The following is a 22012-nucleotide window of genomic DNA, read 5'->3' as shown; positions in this document are numbered from 1 at the left end:
ATGATTAATTGTTAATGATTAATTATCCGACGCAGATTGTGCAGGGTTTTGGCTATTTTATCCCCATAGAGGAGATCTTGAGCCATGGATAAACCCGTCTCCACGCTATCACAATACCCACAGCGCCAAAGATAAAATCCGCCGTTCCAGATTGCAGAGTTCAAAAGAGGGGTCGGTTGATGGTCTAATATGGCTTTAATAGAGGCGATCGCCATCTCTTCTGATTCTAATCCCACATCCGATGGGGTTAGTCCATAGTCTCGACAGTTAATCGAGAAGCGTTCAAGAACCATTTCCGGCTCTTGAGTGTCCGAAACCTCAGCATTTTGCTCCCTACTCAGTCCCATAATAGCGGTGCGAGACAAGGGGAGATCGCTACTACCTTCTAATCCTTTGATTGTTGTTAGTTGATCGATATTACGCAGGGCTAAAGCGCGTTTAAATAGGGTTTCTGTGGGAGGATGCACATACCCAGTCATTAGATGAACGGGCCCAGAATAGGGACACCACATGAGTTCAGTGGTTGCAAAGGGGGGGCGTTTACCGATTTGCTCTCGGAAAGGAATCAAACTATGAGCTTGGGGAAAATGCTGAGGGAGATAAACAAAGCCTAAACCGGTTTGATGAAAGATTTCCTGAGTTCGATCGAGGGAAAGGGAGTCCCAATTGACTCCTACTCCTTTCCAAAGGTCAATCAGAGGAATACCATATTTAGTTGGCATCCGATTCCCTCCATGGAGAATAACCGGGATACCCACGGTGTTGAGGATTAGTGCTGTAATTATATTGACTGGAACCAAGCGCGATCGCCCATCATAGGGAATTCCCAGAATCACCACTTTTTCCCCTTCTTGACGGGGTTGCAATTTTGGCCCTAACTCATCATAAGTGTCTAAAATTCCGGCTAACTCTTCAGGTGTCGGTCGTCTCATGCGGTGAGCAATCATAAATGCCCCAATTTGGGCAGGTGTCGCTTCTTGCAGCAGCATCTGTCGCGCTGCTTGGGCCGATTCTGTACGAGTGAGGAGTTTTCCGGTATGGGGGCCGCTGCCTACTTTTTTTAACAATTCTCGGAAGGAATCACTCATAATTTATGCCTATTGCCTTTTTCGTATTACCTATTTATCTACCACTGGCGATCGCCGCTTGTGGAGCAAATTGGGGAGGAATATATTCTAGGGCTAAGGCGCGAAACTTTTCAATAGGTGGAATTTGCAGCCGATCTTTAGTCGTCACTAATACCACTTGACGAGTTAGCGGTTTTCCCCCATCATGAATGCTCGGTTGTAGAGGACGAGAAATCACGCTAGGGTCTTGGGAGGCTAATCGTACTGCTGATTCGGGTAATACAGCGATAAATTCTCCTTGGCGAATGACTCCTCGAAAAGCGTCTAAGGTATTAAGTTCTAAAACCGCTCGATATTGAAGATTATGTTTGCTAAATTGCTCATGAACCAGTCGTTGCATCCCATATCCATCCTTAAATATCACCTGCGGATAGTGGGAAATTGCCTCCCAAGATAACAGGTGTTCTTGATGTAAAGGATGATCGGCTGCCATTAATACGGCGATGGTTTCTTCAAAGAGGGGATCGACCACTAATTCAGCACTAGCCGTTAAAAAGCGATTTTGCATAATGAGTGCTAAGTCTACTAAACCATCTTTCAGCACTTTCAAGGCGCGATCGCTCCCCAAAGCCGTTACTCGTAACTGTACCTCTGGATGAGACCAACAAAATCGCTGTAACACTAAAGGTAAACCATAGGAACATAGAGAAGGAATAGCCGCTACACACAGTTCCTGCTGTTTTCCTGCCAACAGCTCCGAAACTTCCTCTTGAGCAGTTTGCCATTCTTGGCAAATGCGCCGAGCATGGGGAAGCAGCACTTCCCCTCCAACCGTCAATTTGGCGATCGAAGAACGATGAAATAAGGGAATACCCAAATCGCCCTCTAATCCCTGAATTTGCCGACTAATGGTAGATTGAGTGACCCCGCATTCATGAGCTGCCTGTTGAAAATTGCCAGTTTTAGCAACCGATAAAAATGCTTGTAATTGCTCTAAACGCATAGGCTGCCTAGCCTATTCCTCGTCTTAAGTGATTTCCAAACCTTAGCGAACCTCAAACCCGGATTTAGTATTTAAGACTACAAATAAAAAGGGAACCCCCATTACCCAACCGATAGCGCTATCATAAGACAGAGGAAACGTTAAGTTATGTGAAGACCCTTGACTGTAACCGCCCAATCTCAAACCCTAACCCCAGTACCCACCACTTGGTTTCCCCTGCATCCCCTATGGGAAGGCGATGAAACCGCAATCCAAACCGGACTGCCCCACGAACAACTCTCTCCAGCTTGGCAAATTCTCTTACTTGGCGACGGTTCCCCCACTCGTCACTTGCAATTGTTAACCCGCGAACGAACGGAAGTCGATGTCATTGATATGTCTTCCATTGGCATGAATCCCGATGGCGCACCTGCCCAGCTTTCCGCGATTCCGGGGCCGAGGTTAAGGCGACAAGTATGGCTGAGAACCGCATCCGGACAACGGTTAGCCTATGCCACTTCTTGGTGGGAAGCCAGCCATGTGGATGACTATTTACAAAATCGCTCCTTGCCCATCTGGGCCAGTTTAGCTCGGTTGCGAACGGAGTTATACCGAGATATTCAAGGGCTTTATTACGGTCATTCCCAAGCCTTAGAGGAAGCCTTTGAGCAACCGGGGCCGTTTTGGGGTCGCCATTATCTGTTTTGGCATCATGGACGGCCATTTACCTTAATTTATGAGGTGTTTTCGCCCTATTTGATTCAGTATTTGGGGCCTCAGAATATCCATTGAAATCACCCTTCTTCGGACTTGAGATAAAACGGGAACACCATACTACGCTGATCGTGATTGGCCCGAATTTCATATTGAATGATCAGGTCAACTCGCCCTTCTTCTTGACGAGGAAGGGTTAACACTTGCCGCACAATAATTCGCGGTTCCCACTGTTCTAGAGCTTCTTGCACCCAAATTCGCATCAAGGTTAAGGTCTCTCGGTTCATGGGAGCAAAGGCTAATTCCGATAACCGACAGCCAAAGTTAGGGCGATAAACCCTCTCCCCCAAGTCAGTCATCAGAATAATGACCATGGACTCCCGAATATTGAGATCTTCGGCACTCAAGGCTAAACTACCTTGACGAGTCACCTGTAGGGGGAAGGAAACGCCTTGACCGATGAAGGGACGACGTAGTTTAGAGAAGGGAGATGAATTGACCATAATGTATAACGCTTGGCGCTGGTAATGGATGTTGGGTATAGTTAGTATATGTAGGCGATTTAGGTACTCAAGAACCTTGACAATAGGTATTAACCTAAATTTAACCTAAATTTTGAAGTATTGCGGAAACTGAAATCCATATGAATAGTGAATTAGTCGTCTTAGCTTTCGATAATGAAGCAGATGCTTATGCCATGCGGGATAAACTAGCCCAGTTACAAAAAGAATATCTGATTGAGTTAGGAGATGCCGCCATTGTTAAACGCAATTCCAAGGGCAAAGTCAAAATTGACCAAGTGGTTAATTTGGTGGGTGCTGGTGCATTAGGTGGTGCATTTTGGGGTCTGTTAATTGGCCTATTGTTCTTTGTGCCTTGGTTTGGAGCGGCTGTTGGAGCTATTACAGGTGCTTTGAGTGGTAAAGCAACCGATTATGGAGTAGATGATAATTTTATCAAAAAAGTAGGTGAAACAATTGAACCGGGCCATGCTGCCCTATTTCTGCTGATTCGGAAATGGACAGAAGATAAAGTGATGGATCAAATTACTCAATATAATGCTAAAGTTTTGCGAACTTCATTGTCTAGAGAGGATGAAGAAAAGCTATCTCAAGCCTTCTCGAAAGAGCAAAAAGAAGAAGTAATTAGTGCTTTAGAGAAAGAAGAGTAACGTTGGGGTTTAAAGGGTTGACTCACTCTTAAGTGACTACGGATAAAGTTAAGATTAATTGGGGGGATGACCCCATCCTCCTAATTCAGGTAGGGTTGTTTCCAAAATTTGTTACAATGGGAGTATTACCCCTATTGATGAACATTCTATGTCAGCAAAACTGTTATTGGTCGATGATGAACCGGGACTACGGGAGGCGGTGCAAGCTTATCTCGAAGATTCAGGGTTTACGGTAGAAGTGGCAAATAATGCCATTGAAGGTTGGGAAAAAGTCCAACAGATTGTGCCGGATTTGGTGATTTCGGATATTATGATGCCGCAAGTGGATGGCTATCAGTTCCTGCAACAGTTGCGGGAAGATGAGCGGTTCAAGTCCTTGCCTGTTGTATTTTTAACGGCTAAAGGGATGACTTCCGATCGCATCCAAGGCTATCAAGCTGGATGTGATGCCTATCTCCCCAAACCGTTTGATCCAGAAGAATTAGAAGTGATCGTCAAAAACTTGCTCGACCGCCGCGCAGCAGCCAGTAATTCAACAGAATTGGATGATATTAAACAACAACTCAATCAAATTCAGGGCATCCTGCAACAGGGGAATACGGTATCAACTCAAACTAGCCCGATTCAAATCGATTTTACCCCTAGAGAGCAAAGTGTTTTGAATTTAGTGACGGAAGGGTTGATGAATAAGGAGATTGCTCGCCGTCTTGAAACGAGTGTGCGGAATGTGGAAAAATATGTGAGCCGGTTATTTGTGAAAACGGGAACCAATAGCCGCACGGAGTTAGTCCGGTTTGCGATCGAGCATGGATTAAATCAATCTTAAGGGGGATAGGGAGATGGGGAGAAGCAGCAATTACCGATTACCCTTCTGCCCAATTGACATGACGTTATATATTGTAGGAACACCCATAGGCAATTTAGAGGATATGACGTTTCGGGCGGTGAAAGTTTTGCAGTCGGTGGAGATCGTTGCCGCAGAAGATACTCGTCATACGGGTAAGTTGCTACAACATTTTCAAATTCAGACGCGGCAAATGAGCTGCCACGAACATAATCAACAGCAGCGTATTCCGGAACTGTTGGCGCTGATGCAACAGGGAAAGGCGATCGCCTTAGTCAGTGATGCGGGTATTCCTGGCATTTCTGATCCGGGATATGAATTGATCCAGGCGACGTTAGAGGCTGGAATTGATGTAATTCCGATTCCTGGGGCAAATGCGGCGTTAACGGCTTTATCTGCTTCGGGTTTGGGGAGCGATCGCTTCTGTTTTGAAGGCTTTTTACCTGCCAAAGGGAAACCCCGTCACCAGCGTTTAGACGCTCTGAAAACGGAAACTCGTACCGTCATTCTCTATGAAGCGCCCCACCGCTTGCAAGCCACCCTAAAAGATTTAAGCGCCACCTGTGGAGCAGAGCGTCAGATTACCATCGCTCGCGAATTGACCAAACTCTATGAACAATTTTGGCGAGGAAGCTTAAACGAAGCCATCCAATATTATCAAGAACATCAGCCCAAAGGAGAGTTTACCCTGGTTTTGGCGGGTGCAAATCTGGAGAATGTAGGGTTATCTGAAACTGCACTGAAAGCCGAGTTAGCTGATTTATTAGAGCAAGGATGGTCGCGATCGCAAGCCAGCCGTCACTTAGCGCAACTTACCGATGTTCCTAAACGGAAATTGTACCAAATGGCCTTAGAGCTACCGGATGCGATCGACCCCTCTTCATCTGTCGATCGATGAAATGCTCAATAGATCTATTCCACAAAATACTGCACCCTGAATCAGTCTTCACTTAGAATGTATAAAAAGTTGATTTCAACCTATACTTCACTCTTTGATCTTAAGCAGAGCGTTTGCGTAAGCCCAATGCACCCAATACAGCCACAGCACCTAAGCCCAAAACACTCGCTGGTTCAGGTACAGCAGTAGCCAGACGGAAATTCACTCCATCACCCGTGTTTTCCTTACCATTGATCAGAGTCCAATCGTCATACCCTAACTTCAGAGTAATCGAGCTTACGTCATAAAAGCTTTTGCTCTGCACATTACTATTGGGCCCCTTCGCCAAATAATCATCTACGGCTACATCATTAATGGATACAACACCGGTTTCACCACTGCGTTCCGTGTCAAAGAAACCAACAATCAACTCTGACAACATTTTAGTAAAGGTGAATTTAAAGGTTCCGACTTCCAGTTGTCCATTTTCTTCATCTGTGTCCACGGGGCGATACCAGAAACCACTGGAGTTAGTTCCCGCATCCACTGAGGCAAAACTGACGGTATCTGTTCCATCCGTATAAGTATTTGCACTCCCAGTGACATCATCAACAAACAGACGGCTTTTTGCTCCTGTGGTTGAGTCCGTGAGGCTTTCAATACTGGAAATTAAGTCAGGAAGAGCAATACAAGTTTCTAAGCAACCAAAACCAACATCGAGTTCACCTTCTTCTTGAGGAACAAGGGTTCCGGCAAATGCCGAAGAGCCAAGCAGGGTTACGGCTAGAGTAGCGGTGGTTGCACTAATCGTGAATTGACTGAAGTGATTAACCATGTCTGTAATCTCCTATAATTTCTAATACTGGCTTGATACTTGATCTACTCCTATCTTAAACAACTTTAGCCATAGATTAGGTAAAGATAGTAAGAAGTTTACGAGTTTTTATGTAAAGAGTTGATGAAGACTGGAGTGGCTGGAATGTAAAGTTTCTGTGAAAACCCATAACTGACTGAGCCAAGGCATTCGAGAATCCTAGGAATCCACTGAAAATATGACCGTATTTTTACGATTACACTGAAAGCGTGCAAAATGGGCCCATCTCTCACAGGATAAGCATTTCAGTCTTTTTATTCCTTTGAGTCCTGATTTTAATACGGCCAGAGAAAAACAGGGGTCAAACCCCCTGTGATTTCTACGCAAATTTTAGTGGTTTTCCCGGATCGGTAAAATTCTTAGATTAATCTGGATTCCGTTTATGGCGACGGGGGTGATGGTAGTCGCCTGGTTTTGCCTGTTCCACGTACCAACGATACCACTCCTTAGAGCTGCGAATGGCCAACCATAACAACAATAGAGCAATTAGTCCCCCCTGTTCTGGGGCATCAAAGGCAAAGAATACCAAAAATACACAGAGTAAATCTTGCAGGAAAATGGCCCATAGGGGAAGTCCTCGGAGACGATAAAACCATCCCGCTTGTACCAGTTGTAAGACTAAGGCTAAGATCCCTCCCACTCCACCAATGATCCAAATCATCCAGGGGGTTTGTTCGAGAGTCGTTTGGGCGATCGCCATTCCCATGATTGTTCCCACCACAGGACTAAACACAATCTGAAGTAACTGCTGCACCCGTTGACCTAAAAGTTGTTTGGGAGCAAGCAACTCAAATAACGACCAACTGACCAACACTCCCAACACAACTTGGGGCGGAATTAAAGATAGAATAGGAACACGAGACCATAGGGAATCACCGTGTAATAGACCAATCACTAATAACGGTAACGCAATTCTCAGGCCTGCCGATGCAGAAGCCGAGAGAGCGGCCAAAAGCTCAATCATAACTTATGAACTTGCACAATCTGTGAAGTATCAATGAGGAATACCCCATATTTGGATCAGAACCGAGACCAGCATGATGATAGAGATCGCACCCGTCCCTTCAGATGTTCCTTATGAATCAGCACTCGCCCTTTACTTTCAAGCTTGCCGATAGGGAACTCCTAAAGTTAGTCTAACAAAAGAGAATGGAGAAATGATCTATGGAGATGGAAACAGCTAAACAAGACTTAATCTTAATTGTCGATGATAATCCGACAAATATCAAAGTCCTCTTTAGCTTTTTAAAAGAATCTGGGTTTAAGGTTTTGGTAGCTAAGGATGGGGAAAGCACCTTAGAAAAACTCCAGGAAATTACCCCCGATCTGATCTTATTGGATGTGATGATGCCGGGAATTGATGGGTTTGAGACCTGCCGTCGGATTAAAGGATCTCCGGAAACCCAGGACATTCCGGTTATTTTCATGACGGCTCTATCAGATACGGTTGATAAAGTCAAAGGGTTGAAGATTGGCGCAGTGGACTATATCACTAAACCCTTTCAACAAGATGAAGTTTTGGCTCGGATGAAGATTCATCTCCAGTTACAAAACTTAACTCGGAAATTTAAAGTTCAAAATGAACAGTTAAAAAGCTTAACAGAAGACCTTGAAGAACGGGTGGAAGAGCGCACAGCACAATTAAAAGACTCCCTAAGTCAACTTCAGCAGGCTCAGATTCAACTCATTCAAAGTGAAAAAATGTCGAGTTTAGGGGAGTTAGTTGCTGGGGTTGCCCATGAAATTAATAATCCGGTGGGCTTTATTGCGGGCAATATTAGTATGGCGATGGAATATACCGAAGATATTTTTGAACATTTGAAGTTATATCAAAAACAGTTTACCGATCCGGGAGATGCAATTGCTGAACATGCAGAGGATATTGAATTGGATTATTTGATGGAAGATTTGCCCAATATGCTTTCTTCTATGGAGTCGGGAATTGAACGAATTCGCAATATCAGTTTATCCCTGCGTAATTTTTCTCGGTCGGATAGTAATACTTGTACGGATTTGGATATCCATGAAGGATTGGAAAGTACGTTAATGATTTTGAGACATCGCTTAAAGGCTAACGATCAACGACCGGAAATTAAGATTAATAAACATTATGGAGAGTTGCCGATTGTTCATTGTTATGCTGGCCCCTTAAATCAGGTGTTTATGAATTTGTTAGCCAATGCTATTGATGCTCTAGATGAGCAAAATGAAAATGATCATAAACGTTATGATGATTTGAGGGAGCATCCTAATGAAATTACGTTAACGACTAGGGCCATGAGTGGGGGTAAGGTGGAAATTAAGATTGCTGATAATGGCCCGGGGATTCCAGAGGATAAAATTAAGGATATTTTTAGTCCCTTTGTGACGACGAAACCGGTGGGTAAAGGGACGGGTTTGGGGTTATCGATTAGTCATTCGATTGTGGTGGAAAAGCACCAGGGTTTTTTAGGGTGTAATTCGGAGTTAGGGAAGGGGACGGAGTTTGTGATTCAAGTACCGGTTAAGCAAGGGAATAGGGAATAGGAAAAAACCCGATGACTGCTTATTTCTGACCAGCGCTAGGTGCTATATGATTTAGGGTACGAAAATAGAGACCGCCAATGAGGGTGATAAACATGAGATAACTGATGGCTTGCACCAGATAGAGGTGTTGTCGATACCCGAAGAGGGCTTTAAGGAGAATACCTGGAAATTGGCGATCGGGTAAAATACTGGAGGTATCCCAAACCCTGGGGCCGAGAATACAGGAGGACTCGGAAGGATTGAAACAGAGGGACTGGGCTTGAGGATGGAGGTCAACCCAGCGATAGAGGGCGATGTCATAGTGGATGAGGGCAGAGAGTAATAATCCACCAATAATGAGGAGTAAAAGTAGGCCCATGATTTGAAAGAAAAGGCGAATATTGATTTGAATTGAGCCTTGGAAGATGAGAAGACCTAATACGATCGCCAAACTGAGGCCGATCGCCCCTCCCAACCAGGGTACAAATCCTGCTTGAAAATAGGAGAGCAGGAAGACGACGGTTTCAAACCCTTCTCGCAAAACGGCGATCAGCACCAGGGTAAATACGGCCCATCCGGCATCGGAGTCTTGAAGCAAGGCCTGAGAGAGGGAGGTTTCGATCTCTGTTTTGAGCGATCGCGATTGTTGAGTCATCCACAATAACATCCAACTGAGCATCACAATTGCGATCGTGCCAAATACGGCTTCTAATAACGGCTTAATTACCGTCTCATACTGGGGATAGGCCAGACTGAACGCTTCAATTCCCCAGGTTAACAACAGCCCTACCACAACACTCCCCACTAAACCCAAGGCAATCCCCCCATACACCCAGGGATTCAAATGAGTTTGTTTCGCCTTGTATAAACAGGCCAGAATTAAACCCACCACTAAAGCGGCCTCAAATCCTTCCCGTAAGGTAACGAAAAATGTAGGTAGGGCGGCTGTCCAGTCCATAGTCACGATCGCTTACACACTCCAAAAAAAGTATAGCGCTAGGCGAGGAGAATGGGTCATCGGTCGCAGGAGGTTTTCCCGGTCAACAGAAAATATCATCATTTTTTAACAGATTGCTCAACCCTCGATCTCAACGCCGTTCAAGCCCCTTTATCCCTTATATCTTCTCTTTTTTTATCCCCATAGGGGGCATTGTAATCTCTACAGAACTTCGCTTGACTAGAAATAGATGTCAAGTCAAAAAATATGGTCAATCAACGGTTTCAGAGCTTAGTCATTTCCCTTGTAATCACCAGTGGCTTGGTGGGGTGTAACAGCCCTCAACCTCCAGAAGAAACCTCTCCAGAAACAACAGGAAGCTTAACTTTTCAGGCCAATGGTGAAGATTTTGTGCGCCAAGGATTTACCTCTAAAGATGGTTGGCAAATCCAATTTAATCATGTCTATGTTACGTTAGATCGGGTGAGAGTGTATCAGACCGATCCGCCATTTAATGCAGAAATCGATCGAGAAATGCAAGCAACAACTACGCTAGATTTTAGTTCTCCCCAAACCGTAGATTTAGCGGCTGGGGATGCGGATGCGGAACCCATTGTAGTCGATCGGCTCCAGGAGGTTCCGGTCGGGGTTTATAATGCGGTCTCTTGGCGAATGGTTCCGGCTTCAGAAGGGACGGCTGAAGGTCAGACCTTGGTACTTGATGGTGTGGCTCAAAAAGAAGATCGGACGATTAATTTTAGGGTGAGTGTGGAGCAAGAGTATACCTATACTTGCGGTGAATTTGTGGGCGATCGCAGAAAGGGGATTGTTATGGCCGATCGAGGGGCTGATGTAGAAGCAACCTTTCATTTCGATCATATTTTTGGCGATGGCAGTGCCCCGGCTGACGATGAGATCAATGTGGGGGCGTTAGGGTTTGAACCCCTGGCAAAATTGGCCAACAATGGCACAGTTGAGTTGGAGGAGTCGATGTGGCGATCGCAACTTAGTCCCGAAGAAGTGGAACGTTTCGATCAAGCTTTGAACTCCCTCGGCCACGTGGGTGAAGGCCATTGCGAGCAATCTGAGATGTTGGCGACACAACCTTAAGTTACTCTTCAAAAACCTCAATCTGCGGTTCAGCCCTGACTATGCTGATGCTTAGACGTTTATTGTCCTCACCTATCCCAGTTACCCAAGCATTGTTTATGAGATGGAAACTACTGATCCCGTTAGGGATAGTCTCTCTGTTGGCTTTCTCGGAAAAAGCGATCGCCCATGGAGTGCAGATTCAACATCATCAGATCCCGGCTGTTCAAATCCAAGCCACCTATGATTCTGGGGAACCGATGGACAACGCTCAAGTAACCATCTACGCTCCTGATGACCCCGCTACCCCTTGGATGCAAGGCATATCCGATCCTCAAGGTGAGTTTATTTTCGTACCCGAACCGGGTCAAACCGGAACTTGGACGGTGAGAATTCGTAAAGCTGGCCACGGTCAAATTTTCCATATTCCCGATCCTTCAGGATCGTCTAACTCTGAAAAGTCCCAACCGGCGATCGCCAGTGCTACGTTAGGAGGGTATACTTCTATGCAAAAAGGCCTGATGATTGCCTCAGTCATCTGGGGATTTGTCGGAACCGCCCTATTTTTCTCACGCAGTAATCCACGCAGTAATCGGAGTAAGTCGAATGCACATTCCTGATGGTATGCTTCCCCCGCAAGTGGCGATCGCGGGATACGCCATAAGCGGGGGAGTCATGGCGTGGTCTTTGAAACAGATAGAAAGAAGCGATCGCACCCAAGAACAAATTCCCAAAGCCTCCTTACTCACGGCCGCTTTTTTTGTCTCCTCTTCCCTTCATATTCCCATTCCTCCAGCCAGCGTCCATTTAGTCCTCAATGGATTACTCGGAGCCATGTTAGGCTATTACGCCTTTCCTGCGATCGTCATCGGATTATTTTTTCAAGCCGTCATGTTCCAACATGGAGGACTATCCACCCTCGGAGTGAACGCCATCTTAATGGGGCTTCCCGCCTTACTCGCTGGATATATCTTTCGCTCGCGCTTGAGCTTCAGTGGTAACAACCGACCATGGACGGGTTTATTCGGCTTTCTTTCTGGCAGCACGGCCGTCGGTTTATCCGCTACCCTTTTCTTAAGTGTGGTCTTACTCACCTTGCCCGCCGATATTGACCCAAACCTAGAACAAGCCTCTTTATGGGGCTTAATGTTTGCCCATCTTCCCCTAGTGATTTTAGAAGGCCTATTTACCGCCATGGTGGTCATCTTTTTGGAACGAGTCAAACCTGAATTAATTAATGGGTAACGGGCAGTAGCGTTGAGTAACTTGGTGACGATAGGTAAACATATCCTCCAGCCGGTCAATCACAAAGCTACCCAACAAAAATTCTGCGATCTCTCCCCCAAACAATTCCAAGCGAATCGTATCTGTTAAGCGGGTTTGATTGCCTTCGGGGGTGAATTGGTGGCGATGCACCCAACTCTGACAAGGGCCTTCGATTTGGCGATCGACAAAATATTCATAGGGAACACAATCCGTATGACGGGCTAACCATTTCATCTCAATTAAGCCCAATTGAATTTCAAACTCTGTTATTGCCCCCACTCCTAAACCCCCTTCCCGACGCAACACTTTCACCGGTTGCCAAGGAGGAGTTAACAAACTCAAAATATCAGCCCGTTCATGGAACTCCCAAACCCTTTCAACTGGTGCATCAATTAAAGTTGATTTTTCAAACGTTAGCATAATTTTATAGCGATCTCACATTCCCTTAAATACCCTCATTAAAAACCTAGGGAGCAAGATGCTCCCACTCCAGTCATATAACAGTTTTTCGCCCCTACTTAACCCTATTGCCAATCCAGGAGAGGTTCTCTCAAAATTTGCTCACCGCCCTGTTCAACCACCAAAAACGATCCCTTGGTAGTGTTTAAAATAACGTAATAAGTATAATCACCATTGATGGCTTCAAAATACTCACCGCTAGAATCATAATCGCTCAAGTTCAGGCGAATATCATCTCCAGTCTGTTTATCGACACCCACATAAGTGTAAGGGGCATCACCTCCACAAATACTAACCCAAAAATTCCTAGTTTCTGCTAAAAAATAAGTGCTTTCACTTTGATAACAATAATCTTGTAATTGAGCCATGCGAGTTTGACCGAGCGCTTGACGCAAAGGTATGACACTTGCTAGTACACCCAGGAGAACAGAGGCACTGAAAATTAGACCCTTGCGGGTTAGGAATAGATTGTTCATATTGCGCCGCTAAAATTTCCAATTGAAATCACCCTATCATAGCAAGCCCATTCCTTGGATGTCATCCTGGCTATTCAAAAAAGGAAGACTTTAAGGGAAAAACGATTGACCTATTACCCATTACCTGCGCGTAGCGCTGATGGCTAAATGCTGTTTCAGGGTGTCTACTGATAGAGTCCCTTGGATATGTTGCCAGGGTAAAATTCTGTCGGTTGACCAATTTTCATGGACATAATCATCTAAGTTGGGGACTTGTCCTTGAAAATGCTTAAACGCTTGCCGATAACTGCCCAGAGAGTCTCCGGAATTTTGCGTGAATTCTAGGATGTGGGATAAGCGGCGATCGCCCCTAGAAATGAGCGCTTGAACCACCGACCAATTGTAACTCTCTGGGCGGAACTGTACGCCGATTTTTCCTAATCCTTTTTGCAAGAGCTTTAATCGTTTCTTGGCTTGGGAGTTTACCCCATACCATTGAAAGGGGGTATGGGCTTTGGGAACAAAGGTGCTACATCCCAAAGTTAAGCGCAATCCGGGAGCCGCTTTTTTCAAGTCTTGCATTAAGTTTAAGGTGGGTTCTAAATCTTCGACTTCTTCTCCGGGAATGCCTACCATGCCATAAAATTTAATTCCTTTGAGTCCTCCGGCTTTGGCATTAATGGCGGCTTGGATAATTTCGTTTTGTTGCAGTTTCTTATTCACAATTGCTCGCAATTTTTCCGATCCACTTTCGATGGCAATGGTGATCGAGCGACTATCTCGTTGACTGAGAATGCGGGCAAGTTTTTCGGTGACGGTATTGGTGCGGACGGAAGCTAGACTTAAGCGCACTTGGTCATATTCGGGTTGGCTGAGATAATCGAGGAGGGCATTAAATTCGGGATGTTGGGTGACGGAAGCGCCTAATAATCCTAAACGGTTGGTGAATTTTAATCCTTGTGCGATCGCCGGAATTAATCCTTCTTGTAGATTAGCGGTGCGAAAGGGTAAGGTGAGGTAACTGGCTAAACAAAAGCGACAGAGTTCGGGACAAGACCTGACGACTTCTACCATATAAATGTTTTCCCACGCCGCTTGGGGGGTAACGACTCTAGAAGCCAATAAGGTTTGGCCGCGATAGGTTTGTTTTGTGGGTCGTTCGGGAATGGTAGGATCTAGGGGCGTAATTGCGGCGATCGCTCCCGTGGGACTTTCGTAGGTCACCTGATATAAACTGGGCACATAAATTCCTTCTCCCTGAGCTAGATATCTCAATTGCTCTGCTCTCGATGCACTCCGCACCTCTTGATAGCGGGCGATGAAGTCCCCTAATAACTGTTCCCCATCCCCCAATAAAATCAGATCGAAAAAGTCCGCCAAGGGTTCGGGATTGGCCGTTAACACTGGCCCGCCGCCGAAAATTAGGGGATGATGCTGCTCGCGCTGCTCGCTCCGTCTGGGTATGCCCAATTGGTCGAGCAGGGCCAAAATATTGCCATAGTCCAATTCCCAGGATAACGAGAAACCGACCAGTTCAGCCTGTCTGGGTAGCTTTTCCTGCCCATCGGTAAATAAACGACTCACAGCCACATCCGATCGCTGGCATAACTGCGACCAAATCACTTGATACCCTAAACTGGTGATGCCGATACTGTAGCTGTTCGGAAAGGCGAAGATTACCGGAATAGCAGTGCTTTTCGGGGAGGATGGGGAGAATAGAAGCTGTTCTTCGTGCAGGGGAATAGACAAGGAAAAATCCGGTTAATCTAATTTTGGCAATAAACTAGGCATCTTATACTATGAGCGTACAAAAAAAACACACCTTTGTCAAATTGATAGAAATTGCCTCAAAAATTGGTTGGATTGCTAATAACAATAGTCCTTTTTTAAAGACTTGATAAAAAATCAGCAAAAATACGGAGTGATTCCCCGTATCCTGTCGGCTATCCTAAAAGTATACCCTTCTTAATATTTAATTCAGGTGCAGTCTAAGGGGGTAAACCGGGTGAATCTGTTAGAAGGGAGCGATCGAAACGATGAAAGCCAGATCGACCGATTTAAAGGGGAAAGCACAAACTGTGGTTAGTCTTCATCGAGAGGGGGTACACCGGGATACATTGGTTCCGCAGGAAGAGGGAATCTTTAATGCAGCCAATCTATCAACGATCGCCCTTGCAGATCAAGCCGATCGCCTTTTTGAACAAGCCAGGATTTCTCAGGAACAAGGAAACGTTAAACAAGCTCAAGCCCATTGGCAAGAATGCTTAACCCTCTATGAAGCGCTACAAAACCATCCGCGCATGAGTCAAATCTTGGGCTATTTAAGTCATACCTATTATGCCCAAGGGGACTACAATCGCGCCATTGAATATCAAAAACAGCGATTAGCATTAGCCCAGCAACTCGGTAATGTACGTCTAGAATCTCAAACCTGGGGCAATTTAGGCAACGCTTATCGCCATCAAGGAAACTACACAGAAGCCATTGCTGCTGAAAGTCGCAGTATTGAACTGGCGCAACAAGTCGAAGACGATCGCCTCTTAGCGATTGGCTACAACAATTTGGGCCTAGTCTACAAAGCCATCAACGACTTACCGGAAGCGATCGAATACCAAACCCGAAGTTTACATCTCATTCAGCAGCAAGAGAACCCCTTGATGGAAAGCCAAATTTTGCGGAACTTGGCCAACGCCCACCACGCCCTCGGAAATTCCGATCAAACCATCGACTATTACCAACAACTTTTAGCATTAGCTCGAAGAACCAACAATCAACGTTTAATCGCCAAAGTGCTAAGAAACCTAGGTAATACGTTCCATACCATGGGAGACTACGCCCAAGCTATTACTTATTACGAAGAGCGGCTACACTTAGCCGAACAAATGCAAGATCAACGGGTAAGAGAACAAACCCTAGGTAGTTTAGGGGTAGCTCACGATGCCCTCGGTAACTATCAGAAAGCCACTCACTATTACGAGCAGCGCTTGCAAATTGCTTTGCGTCTCAAAGACAAACGCTTAACCGGACAAACCCTAGGCAACCTCATTGTTGCCTGTAGTGCCCTCGGCGACTTACTAAAAGTGGAGCAATACCGAGAGCAACGCAAAGCACTGGCTTAGGAAGCCTTCTGAGCTTGATAGGCGCTGATGGGTTCTTTAATTAAGCGAATATACAAATGTTTAAATGTAGATTTAATCACCCGTGGCATTCCAAAATCAATGGGTTGCATCCTATCGGGTAACTGCCAATCGGCGATCGCCAACTCCTGGGGATGACACAACGGAAACTCTACAGCCTCCTCAGCATAACAGCCCGCCGCCAAAGCCGCTTCATGGGTGGGAACCTTCATCGGATCGACTCCCAACACTTCCAATAAGCTCAAGTCCAGAGCAAACACATCCTCAGATGCCCCTAAAATGCCCAGGAACCTCGTTGTACCGTTCGTCGGCCCATTGCCCTCATGGGCAATAATTCCATCAACAATGGTCAAATTTGGTGCGAGGGTGCGAGCGGTTTCTACGAGCATCGCCCCAAACTCCTGGGCACTCCTCCCGGCTTGCATATGCCACCAAGCCTTCATTTTGCCGGGCACACAGCCAAATAGATTCTTAACGCCCAAGGTCATGGTCAACTGTTGATGGGATTTAATCTTGGGTAAATTAATCACCACATCCGCGTCCATGGCTTCCTTAGACAGCAACAAATGACCGAAGCGATCGCCCTCAGTTGGATACCGTTTGCCCCGAAATTCTACCACCGGTAAATCTACCTCCTGCAAAAACGGTAAATAACCATTGGACTGAGCCACCCCTTCAGCCGTGCCAAACGCCGGACTATCACCCAAAAAGGGCACACCTCCCGCTTGTTTAACCAACCGCGCGACTTCCACCACCAACTCCGGACGAGTCACACACTCATTCTTTGGCCGAGATCCCGTTAATAAATTGGGCTTCAGGAGAACGCGATCGCCCGGTTTCACCACTGACTCGATCCCCCCCAGAGGAGCCAAAACTTCCACCAAAGCCGTTTGTAGAGCTTCTCGATCGTAGGAGTTGGCACGCACCAAACTTACTGTAGTCATCCTATTTTTTAACCCATTCACCACTAGGCACAAGATAGCACGATCATTGAATTAACGTCGGGACGGCTGATTTGAAGCTTTCTGTTTCCGGCGATCGCCACCTGATTCTAAGCAGAAAGAAACTATGTTATTAAAATATCTTAATTTTTCATACAAAATAGTTCTAAAAATACATAAATCATAATCTTTACACAATTAAAGATTTTTAGTCCATACTAAAAAGTTAAGTCACCTCATTGTCCATCAATTTCGCAGGCTTAAACTCATGAAAATTAAAATGATTTTACCCGCCTTAACCGAAGCCCTTAGTCCCCATTGTCGGCCGATTAAATATTCCCTATTTCCCCCTTTAGGTTTAGCCACGATCGCCTCATTTTTTAGTCCAGACGATGAGATCGATCTACAAGATGAGCATGTAGAAACTCTGAATTTAGACGATCGGCCCGATTTAGTCGTCATTCAAGTGTATATTACTTCGGCTTATCGAGCCTATGAATTAGCCGATCATTATCGTCAGAAAGGCGCTTATATTGTTTTAGGGGGGTTGCACGTCACAGCCTTACCCGAAGAAGCGCAACAGTATGCCGATACCCTCTTTTTGGGGCCAGGAGAGGATACTTGGCCCCGTTTTTTAGCCGATTTTCGGGCTGGTTATCCCCAAAAGCGATATATTTCTCAGGAACGAGATTTACTCAGCGCTCCTCCCATTCGTCGAGATTTAATTAAACGCCAATTATATCTAGTTCCTAATTCCATTGTAGTATCTAGAGGCTGTCCCCATCATTGTGATTTCTGTTATAAAGATGCCTTTTTCCAAGGAGGGAAATCCTTCTATACCCAATCGGTTGACCAAGCGTTAGCAGAGATTGAACGCTTACCGGGACGCTATTTATTTTTTCTCGACGATCATTTGTTTGGCAATGGCCAATTTGCACGGGAGTTATTTACCGGTATGCTGGGTATGAATCGCATTTGGCAAGCCGCAGGAACGATTCAGGCCATCTTGCAACCCAATCTGTTAGAATTGGCGGTTGAAAGTGGTCTCAGAAGTTTATTTATTGGATTTGAAACCTTAAATGCTAATAATTTACGCCAACAGCATAAGTACCACAATTTAAATCGGGATTATACGGCTGCCATTCGGCGTTTACAGGATTTGGGGGTGATGATTAATGGCAGTTTTGTGTTTGGCATGGATGAGGATGATGAGAGTGTTTTTGAGACGACGGTAGAGTGGGCGATTTCCCAGGGGATTGAAACAGCAACCTTTCATATTCTAACGCCTTATCCAGGTACAGCCCTCTATGAACGGATGGTGCAAGAAGGACGAATTTTAACCCAAAATTGGGATTTATACGATACTCGTCATGTGGTGTTTCAACCGGCAAAAATGAGTGCTGAAACGTTGGAAAGGGGATATTGGCAAGCCTATAAAGACTTTTATCGGTGGAGTGCAATTTGGCAAGGAGCAGCAACTAAAACCACTCTGAATCATCGCTTACGTCATTTAGTTTATGCAGGCAGTTGGAAAAAATTTGAGCCGTTCTGGGATTGGGTGATTCGCACTCACCAACTGGCCAAAATGATGCCGCTTTTAGAATCGGTTTTACAGGGTTTTATCTCAAGTCCGCTTAAACCATTGTCATTGCGACCACAGGGAAGCAATCGCCGCAATATAGCGCTTCGCGCTAGGTAAACTGATTATTTTTCCATTACCCATTACCCATTACCCATTACCCATTACCGATAGTGCCGTTTCACAGTCGGCTTTAATTTGGGCTTTGAGCGCGTCGAGGGAGGCAAATTTTTGTTCTGGACGGATGAAGGATTCGAGTTCAACGCACAGCACTTGATCGTACAAGTCTCCTGACCAATTAAAGAGGTGAACTTCAATGGTTTGTTTTACTCCATCAACGGTGGGCCGATTTCCGAGGTTCATCACTCCCATAACCGGTTGAGTCTCTGTCCAGAGGGGGTTAGAGACGCGGACGCTATAGACTCCGAAGCGGGGTAAGAATTTTTGTTCGGGAAGTTCCAGGTTAGCAGTAGGAAAGCCCAGGGTACGGCCGAGCTGTTGTCCTTTGATTACTTTACCCTGGAGTTGGTAGGGCCGACCGAGCAAGCGTTTGGCTTGCAGGAGATCTCCCTCGCTTAAGGCTAACCGGATCTGGGAACTGCTGATGCGTCCTTCCTGGCAGTTTTCTAGGGGAGTAACGATCGCTTTAATTCCCCAGTGAGCGGCGATCGCCTTTAAGTCCTCAACGGTTCCACTACGTCGATGGCCAAACCGAAAATCTTCCCCTACACTAATCATTTTTGCTTGCAGAGATTCAACCAAAATTTGGCTGACAAATTCTTGGGGACTCAGACGAGCGATCTGTTGGTTAAAGGGCACAATCACCAATTGATCGATCCCCATCTGATGCAAATAGGCCGCTTTTTCCTCTGGAGGAGTGAGTAGCAACTTTTTCTGGCCCGTTAACACTTCTTGGGGGTGGGGAAAAAAGGTCACCACACTGGAATACAGATCGTGGCCCAGACTCTGAAAACCGGCAATGGGTTGAATTACTTGTTGATGTCCCCGGTGAACTCCGTCAAAGTTTCCCAGGGCGATCGCCGTTGGCTTCAGAGCAGTTGTCGGGGAAGCAATAGACCACACGCTTTACATTTCGCAATATGAAACATCCCTATCATGGTAACAGGGAAATCCGATTAAAACGAATCCAAGTTCTAGGGGTCTAGGGGAGCAGAGGGAGGAGAAACCAGAGTTATGGATAAACCTTCCCTAGCCATCAGACTATCCGGGAAAGCTTGGGCCACATCTTCGCCCACCTTATCGAGGAACTCATCATTGTGGAGCGGGTCGTGGTGAAAGATGACTAATTTCTTGACATTGGCCGCTTTAGCCACCTTGACCGCTTCTTGCCAAGTAGAATGGCCCCAACCCACTTTACTGGTTTTGGGATGATTATATTCAGCATCGGTATAGGTAGCATCATAAATCATCACATCCGCATTGCGGGCTAAGAACAGCACATTCTCATCCATGCGATCGGGAAAATGCTCCGTATCACTAATATAGGCCGCCGTATGGCCGCCCCAACTGACTCGATATCCCACAGCTTCCCCTGGATGATTCAGAGGAGCATTGTCAACCACCACATCATCAAACTTAATCGGTTCCTTTACTGTAATGTCATTAAAGACCAATGTCGATCCCATCACTTTCAGGGGTACAGGAAAATTGGGATGGAGCATTTGGTTATTTAAGCGGTTTTCTATGGTTTCTCCATTGGGCGCAATGCAACCATAAATATTAAAGGTATTACCAGGAATAAATGCTGGGGTAAAAAAGGGAAAGCCTTGAATATGATCCCAATGGGAGTGGGTAAAGAATAAATGGCCTTCAATGGGCATGTGCTTCAAGAGATATTGGCCTAAGACCCGTAAGCCTGTGCCGCCATCAAAAATAATACGATGACCGCCGACTCGCATTTCAATACAAGACGTATTGCCGCCATAGCGAACGGTTTCGGGGCCAGGGCAGGGAATTGAACCACGAACGCCCCAAAAATGAACCGTGAATTGTTGTTGTGTAAGAGACATAAGAGTTTACCGGATTCCACAACCTTTGAGCTAATGTGCCACCTGCATGTTGTTCACTAGCCTAACCTGAGAAGTGACGTTTCCGCTCTGGCCTCATCTGAATCGATCGCAGAGGTCTCCATCTGGATCGTTGGATTAACCCAAGAGCGGATAGGGTAAATGCAACTGTTGATGGTTTAGACGCTCCAAGCCTAAAGAGCAAGTCAAATTATAGTTTAAGGGAGTCAGGGTAATATAGTTTTGGCGGATAGCTTGCACATCTGTGAGTATGGAGGAGGCTTCAGAGCTTTGAGAAGGGGGGTCAAGCACATCTTCAGTCAGTTCTCCCGCCAGCCAATAGTAGGTTTTTCCTCTGGGATCGATGCGTTTTTCCAAGATTTCGTCATAGCGACGAGTGCCTTGACGGGTAATGGCCACTCCGGCGATCGCCTCAGTATTGAGAGGAGGGACGTTGACATTGAGCAACAGGGGCGCAAAGGGTTGGGTTGCATCTAAGGCGCTGACTAAGGATACGGCAAAGTTAGCTGCTACGTTAAAGTCTCCTGCCGTATAACTGGTTAAACTGAAGGCGATCGCCGGAATTTTTTCAATTAATCCTTCCATGGCTGCCGAAACCGTTCCTGAATAGAGAATATCGGTTCCTAAATTGGCCCCATGATTAATTCCAGAGAGAACATAATCGGGTTTTTCGGGCAGTAAGGCCCCTAAGGCCAATTTTACGCAATCCGAGGGCGTGCCGGAACAAGCCCAAGCTTTCACCCTCGGATCGAAGACGGCATCTATTTCTTCAGCGCGGATGGGTTTATGTAAGGTGAGACCATGGCCGGTGGCTGACCGTTCCCGGTCTGGACAGACCACGCTCACCTGATGGCCAGCTTCTGCCAAGGTATTGGCTAAGGCGCGAATACCTTGGGCAAAGATGCCATCATCATTACTGACTAAAAGTTTCATCAGAAAAATTGGGTCTGAAACCCCGCCCTTCCAGGGCGGCTTTACTAACCATAGGCTACCACAATTACATCTTAGGTGCTACAATGTGAGAACTCCTTTGAATCCCACATGGAAAGAGCATTTAACTACCGATT

23 protein-coding genes are annotated in these 22012 nt (G+C 45.9%); 10 read left to right on the top strand and 13 right to left on the bottom strand.

The genetic code is table 11. From position 1 onward, the window contains the following. Nucleotides 1-11 precede the first annotated feature (11 nt). Nucleotides 12-1088 carry an anthranilate phosphoribosyltransferase family protein gene (locus PJF56_RS09090; RefSeq protein ID WP_283762346.1) on the bottom strand — a complete coding sequence of 359 codons (1077 nt, stop codon included), beginning with the start codon at nucleotides 1086-1088 and terminating at the stop codon, nucleotides 12-14. Between the two features lie 34 nt (nucleotides 1089-1122). Continuing rightward, complete coding sequence (locus tag PJF56_RS09085) at nucleotides 1123-2070, bottom strand: LysR family transcriptional regulator (protein WP_283762345.1); 948 nt, start codon at nucleotides 2068-2070, stop codon at nucleotides 1123-1125. Between the two features lie 159 nt (nucleotides 2071-2229). Here PJF56_RS09085 and PJF56_RS09080 point away from each other — a divergent pair, with 159 nt between their 5' ends. Then, nucleotides 2230-2841, top strand: coding sequence for a chorismate lyase (locus tag PJF56_RS09080; RefSeq protein ID WP_283762344.1), 612 nt, complete (start codon nucleotides 2230-2232; stop codon nucleotides 2839-2841). 2 nt (nucleotides 2842-2843) lie between these two features. On the opposite strand, the gene PJF56_RS09075 is transcribed toward PJF56_RS09080, so the two are convergent. Further along, entirely contained in the window at nucleotides 2844-3266 is a 423-nt protein-coding gene (locus PJF56_RS09075; RefSeq protein WP_283762343.1) for a GPW/gp25 family protein, read from the bottom strand. A gap of 140 nt (nucleotides 3267-3406) precedes the next feature. On the opposite strand from PJF56_RS09075, the gene PJF56_RS09070 reads away from it, so the two are divergent. From PJF56_RS09070 to rsmI, 3 genes are all read left to right on the top strand, one after another. Beyond that, nucleotides 3407-3934: a DUF1269 domain-containing protein gene (locus PJF56_RS09070; protein ID WP_283762342.1), complete on the top strand. Its 528-nt coding sequence runs from the start codon at nucleotides 3407-3409 to the stop codon at nucleotides 3932-3934. A gap of 148 nt (nucleotides 3935-4082) precedes the next feature. Beyond that, nucleotides 4083-4760 carry a response regulator transcription factor gene (locus PJF56_RS09065; RefSeq protein ID WP_283762341.1) on the top strand — a complete coding sequence of 226 codons (678 nt, stop codon included), beginning with the start codon at nucleotides 4083-4085 and terminating at the stop codon, nucleotides 4758-4760. A 58-nt stretch (nucleotides 4761-4818) separates the two neighbouring features. Then, nucleotides 4819-5676, top strand: a complete 858-nt coding sequence (gene rsmI, locus PJF56_RS09060) for a 16S rRNA (cytidine(1402)-2'-O)-methyltransferase (protein WP_283762340.1) — start codon at nucleotides 4819-4821, stop codon at nucleotides 5674-5676. Between the two features lie 100 nt (nucleotides 5677-5776). Here the strand turns inward: rsmI and PJF56_RS09055 are convergent, their stop codons facing one another. Both PJF56_RS09055 and PJF56_RS09050 read right to left on the bottom strand, forming a co-directional pair. Next, nucleotides 5777-6490 carry an LEVG family PEP-CTERM protein gene (locus PJF56_RS09055; protein WP_283762339.1) on the bottom strand — a complete coding sequence of 238 codons (714 nt, stop codon included), beginning with the start codon at nucleotides 6488-6490 and terminating at the stop codon, nucleotides 5777-5779. A gap of 403 nt (nucleotides 6491-6893) precedes the next feature. Then, a complete protein-coding gene (locus tag PJF56_RS09050; protein WP_283762338.1) occupies nucleotides 6894-7493 on the bottom strand; it encodes a DUF4126 domain-containing protein in 600 nt (199 codons plus the stop codon). A 200-nt stretch (nucleotides 7494-7693) separates the two neighbouring features. Between PJF56_RS09050 and PJF56_RS09045 the strand changes: the two genes are divergently transcribed. Continuing rightward, nucleotides 7694-9055, top strand: coding sequence for a hybrid sensor histidine kinase/response regulator (locus PJF56_RS09045; RefSeq protein WP_283762337.1), 1362 nt, complete (start codon nucleotides 7694-7696; stop codon nucleotides 9053-9055). Nucleotides 9056-9074: 19 nt separating this feature from the next. Here PJF56_RS09045 and PJF56_RS09040 read toward each other — a convergent pair whose 3' ends face one another. Further along, nucleotides 9075-9992 carry an FTR1 family iron permease gene (locus tag PJF56_RS09040; protein ID WP_283762356.1) on the bottom strand — a complete coding sequence of 306 codons (918 nt, stop codon included), beginning with the start codon at nucleotides 9990-9992 and terminating at the stop codon, nucleotides 9075-9077. Between the two features lie 246 nt (nucleotides 9993-10238). Here PJF56_RS09040 and PJF56_RS09035 point away from each other — a divergent pair, with 246 nt between their 5' ends. The 3 genes from PJF56_RS09035 (at nucleotide 10239) to cbiM (ending at nucleotide 12305) form a co-directional block, all read left to right on the top strand. Continuing rightward, entirely contained in the window at nucleotides 10239-11081 is an 843-nt protein-coding gene (locus PJF56_RS09035) for a hypothetical protein (protein WP_283762336.1), read from the top strand. 98 nt (nucleotides 11082-11179) lie between these two features. Next, a complete protein-coding gene (locus tag PJF56_RS09030) occupies nucleotides 11180-11680 on the top strand; it encodes a carboxypeptidase-like regulatory domain-containing protein (protein WP_283762335.1) in 501 nt (166 codons plus the stop codon). Then, entirely contained in the window at nucleotides 11667-12305 is a 639-nt protein-coding gene (gene cbiM / locus PJF56_RS09025) for a cobalt transporter CbiM (protein ID WP_283762334.1), read from the top strand. The genes PJF56_RS09030 and cbiM overlap by 14 nt, the downstream gene beginning before the upstream one ends. On the opposite strand, the gene PJF56_RS09020 is transcribed toward cbiM, so the two are convergent. The 3 genes from PJF56_RS09020 to PJF56_RS09010 all read right to left on the bottom strand — a co-directional run bounded on the left by PJF56_RS09020 (nucleotide 12291) and on the right by PJF56_RS09010 (nucleotide 14989). After that, nucleotides 12291-12746 (bottom strand): SRPBCC family protein, encoded by a 456-nt coding sequence (locus PJF56_RS09020; protein WP_283762333.1) that lies wholly within the window; start codon nucleotides 12744-12746, stop codon nucleotides 12291-12293. The genes cbiM and PJF56_RS09020 overlap by 15 nt on opposite strands. A gap of 104 nt (nucleotides 12747-12850) precedes the next feature. Beyond that, on the bottom strand, nucleotides 12851-13153 hold the full coding sequence (locus PJF56_RS09015; RefSeq protein ID WP_283762332.1) for a hypothetical protein: 303 nt from the start codon (nucleotides 13151-13153) through the stop codon (nucleotides 12851-12853). Nucleotides 13154-13381: 228 nt separating this feature from the next. After that, nucleotides 13382-14989, bottom strand: a complete 1608-nt coding sequence (locus PJF56_RS09010; protein WP_283762331.1) for a B12-binding domain-containing radical SAM protein — start codon at nucleotides 14987-14989, stop codon at nucleotides 13382-13384. Between the two features lie 287 nt (nucleotides 14990-15276). Between PJF56_RS09010 and PJF56_RS09005 the strand changes: the two genes are divergently transcribed. After that, a complete protein-coding gene (locus PJF56_RS09005; protein WP_283762330.1) occupies nucleotides 15277-16359 on the top strand; it encodes a tetratricopeptide repeat protein in 1083 nt (360 codons plus the stop codon). On the opposite strand, the gene PJF56_RS09000 is transcribed toward PJF56_RS09005, so the two are convergent. Then, nucleotides 16356-17321, bottom strand: a complete 966-nt coding sequence (locus tag PJF56_RS09000; RefSeq protein WP_283762329.1) for an Npun_F2552 family protein — start codon at nucleotides 17319-17321, stop codon at nucleotides 16356-16358. The two genes, PJF56_RS09005 and PJF56_RS09000, sit on opposite strands and share 4 nt — an antisense overlap. Nucleotides 17322-17586: 265 nt before the next feature. On the opposite strand from PJF56_RS09000, the gene PJF56_RS08995 reads away from it, so the two are divergent. Further along, nucleotides 17587-19017 carry a B12-binding domain-containing radical SAM protein gene (locus PJF56_RS08995; protein ID WP_283762328.1) on the top strand — a complete coding sequence of 477 codons (1431 nt, stop codon included), beginning with the start codon at nucleotides 17587-17589 and terminating at the stop codon, nucleotides 19015-19017. A gap of 30 nt (nucleotides 19018-19047) precedes the next feature. On the opposite strand, the gene PJF56_RS08990 is transcribed toward PJF56_RS08995, so the two are convergent. The 3 genes from PJF56_RS08990 to surE all read right to left on the bottom strand — a co-directional run bounded on the left by PJF56_RS08990 (nucleotide 19048) and on the right by surE (nucleotide 21878). Then, nucleotides 19048-19980 (bottom strand): bifunctional riboflavin kinase/FAD synthetase, encoded by a 933-nt coding sequence (locus PJF56_RS08990; RefSeq protein WP_283762327.1) that lies wholly within the window; start codon nucleotides 19978-19980, stop codon nucleotides 19048-19050. Nucleotides 19981-20051: 71 nt separating this feature from the next. Continuing rightward, nucleotides 20052-20927: an MBL fold metallo-hydrolase gene (locus tag PJF56_RS08985; protein ID WP_283762326.1), complete on the bottom strand. Its 876-nt coding sequence runs from the start codon at nucleotides 20925-20927 to the stop codon at nucleotides 20052-20054. A gap of 135 nt (nucleotides 20928-21062) precedes the next feature. After that, nucleotides 21063-21878, bottom strand: coding sequence for a 5'/3'-nucleotidase SurE (gene surE / locus PJF56_RS08980; protein ID WP_283762325.1), 816 nt, complete (start codon nucleotides 21876-21878; stop codon nucleotides 21063-21065). Nucleotides 21879-22012: the final 134 nt, after the last annotated feature.

The organism is Roseofilum halophilum BLCC-M91, from assembly GCF_030068445.1.
Lineage (GTDB): Bacteria > Cyanobacteriota > Cyanobacteriia > Cyanobacteriales > Desertifilaceae > Roseofilum > Roseofilum halophilum.
This window is presented reverse-complemented; position numbering and strand designations above follow the sequence as displayed.

Excerpts from the sequence above, each read along its gene's own strand:
- PJF56_RS09090 (WP_283762346.1), bottom strand. The coding sequence starts at position 1,088 with ATGAGTGATTCCTTCCGAGAATTGTTAAAAAAAGTAGGCAGCGGCCCC.
- PJF56_RS09085 (WP_283762345.1), bottom strand. The coding sequence starts at position 2,070 with ATGCGTTTAGAGCAATTACAAGCATTTTTATCGGTTGCTAAAACTGGC.
- PJF56_RS09075 (WP_283762343.1), bottom strand. The coding sequence starts at position 3,266 with ATGGTCAATTCATCTCCCTTCTCTAAACTACGTCGTCCCTTCATCGGT.
- PJF56_RS09070 (WP_283762342.1), top strand. The coding sequence starts at position 3,407 with ATGAATAGTGAATTAGTCGTCTTAGCTTTCGATAATGAAGCAGATGCT.
- PJF56_RS09065 (WP_283762341.1), top strand. The coding sequence starts at position 4,083 with ATGTCAGCAAAACTGTTATTGGTCGATGATGAACCGGGACTACGGGAG.
- rsmI (WP_283762340.1), top strand. The coding sequence starts at position 4,819 with ATGACGTTATATATTGTAGGAACACCCATAGGCAATTTAGAGGATATG.
- PJF56_RS09055 (WP_283762339.1), bottom strand. The coding sequence starts at position 6,490 with ATGGTTAATCACTTCAGTCAATTCACGATTAGTGCAACCACCGCTACT.
- PJF56_RS09050 (WP_283762338.1), bottom strand. The coding sequence starts at position 7,493 with ATGATTGAGCTTTTGGCCGCTCTCTCGGCTTCTGCATCGGCAGGCCTG.
- PJF56_RS09045 (WP_283762337.1), top strand. The coding sequence starts at position 7,694 with ATGGAGATGGAAACAGCTAAACAAGACTTAATCTTAATTGTCGATGAT.
- PJF56_RS09040 (WP_283762356.1), bottom strand. The coding sequence starts at position 9,992 with ATGGACTGGACAGCCGCCCTACCTACATTTTTCGTTACCTTACGGGAA.
- PJF56_RS09035 (WP_283762336.1), top strand. The coding sequence starts at position 10,239 with ATGGTCAATCAACGGTTTCAGAGCTTAGTCATTTCCCTTGTAATCACC.
- PJF56_RS09030 (WP_283762335.1), top strand. The coding sequence starts at position 11,180 with ATGAGATGGAAACTACTGATCCCGTTAGGGATAGTCTCTCTGTTGGCT.
- cbiM (WP_283762334.1), top strand. The coding sequence starts at position 11,667 with ATGCACATTCCTGATGGTATGCTTCCCCCGCAAGTGGCGATCGCGGGA.
- PJF56_RS09020 (WP_283762333.1), bottom strand. The coding sequence starts at position 12,746 with ATGCTAACGTTTGAAAAATCAACTTTAATTGATGCACCAGTTGAAAGG.
- PJF56_RS09015 (WP_283762332.1), bottom strand. The coding sequence starts at position 13,153 with ATGGCTCAATTACAAGATTATTGTTATCAAAGTGAAAGCACTTATTTT.
- PJF56_RS09005 (WP_283762330.1), top strand. The coding sequence starts at position 15,277 with ATGAAAGCCAGATCGACCGATTTAAAGGGGAAAGCACAAACTGTGGTT.
- PJF56_RS09000 (WP_283762329.1), bottom strand. The coding sequence starts at position 17,321 with ATGACTACAGTAAGTTTGGTGCGTGCCAACTCCTACGATCGAGAAGCT.
- PJF56_RS08995 (WP_283762328.1), top strand. The coding sequence starts at position 17,587 with ATGAAAATTAAAATGATTTTACCCGCCTTAACCGAAGCCCTTAGTCCC.
- PJF56_RS08985 (WP_283762326.1), bottom strand. The coding sequence starts at position 20,927 with ATGTCTCTTACACAACAACAATTCACGGTTCATTTTTGGGGCGTTCGT.
- surE (WP_283762325.1), bottom strand. The coding sequence starts at position 21,878 with ATGAAACTTTTAGTCAGTAATGATGATGGCATCTTTGCCCAAGGTATT.